At 70.5% G+C, this 901-nt stretch carries 1 protein-coding gene and 1 pseudogene; both read right to left on the bottom strand.

Annotated elements, in window-relative coordinates; translation table 11 throughout:
* A pseudogene (locus G3N93_RS40370) lies at nt 1-180 on the bottom strand (type III secretion protein HpaP); the annotation flags it as partial.
* Nucleotides 177-901 (bottom strand): FHIPEP family type III secretion protein (locus G3N93_RS40365; RefSeq protein ID WP_206135564.1); only part of this gene is annotated, 725 nt, incomplete at its 5' end. The pseudogene G3N93_RS40370 and the gene G3N93_RS40365, both read right to left, overlap by 4 nt.

Raw genomic sequence — 901 nt, 5'->3', positions numbered from 1 at the left:
GTCGTGTCGCCACGCGTCGTCGGCCGCGCCGCGCTCGCCGGCCGGCGCGACGCGCACGCGCCGCATCAGTTGCGCATAGTCGAAGCCGCGCCGCGCCGTGCGTGACGCGCACGCGCCGTCCGGCCCGGCGGCAGGCTCGCCCGCGATGATTCGCACGGGCCTCAGATCGGCGGCGCTCATGCGTGGGCCGCAGCCGGCATCGTCACACGGCCGACCGGCTTCAATTCGACCTGGTCGCCAAGCTCCTGGTACGAGTAGACGGGCAGCCAGCCGAGCCGCGCCTCGATCATCCGTCGCGTGTAGCGGCGCACGTCCATCGACGTGACGAGCGCGACGTCGTCGCGCGGTGTCTCGCCGACGAACGACGCGACGCTGTCGACGAGATAGCGGACCTGCTCGGGCGGCAGCGCGAGAAAGTTGCCCGCGGGCGTCTGCTTGATCGATTGCCGGATATGCTGCTCGACCGGCAGATCAAGCAGCACGGCCGGCAGTTGCCGCGCGCCGCGCGCCGCCCGATACGCGAGATAGCGCGACAGGTCGCCGCGCACGTATTCGGCAAGCATCAGCATGTCCTTCTCCTTCGGCCCCCACGCGACGAGGCTCTCCATGATGTCGCGCGCGTTGCGGATCGGGATGTGCTCCTCGAGCAGGCGACGCAGCACGTCGGCGATCCGCTGCGTCGGCAGCGCCTTCTGCACTTCGGCGACGAGCCCCGGATAGTCGGTTCCGAGCTGGTCGAGTATCCATTGGGTTTCCTGGATGCCGAGGAACAGATGCGCGTTGCGTCGCAACAGCGCGATCGTCTCCTGCGCGATCACCTGCTCGGCCCGCCACGCGCGCGCGCCGGCCGGCACCGCCTTGTCGTCGATCCAGTAGCTCTCGGCGAGCCCGCCCGCCGGGA

The organism is Burkholderia sp. Se-20378 (assembly GCF_017104665.1).
In the GTDB taxonomy this organism is placed as follows: Bacteria; Pseudomonadota; Gammaproteobacteria; order Burkholderiales; family Burkholderiaceae; genus Burkholderia; species Burkholderia lata.
The sequence above is the reverse complement of the archived record's forward strand: the minus strand, read 5'-3'. Positions and strand labels throughout refer to the sequence as shown.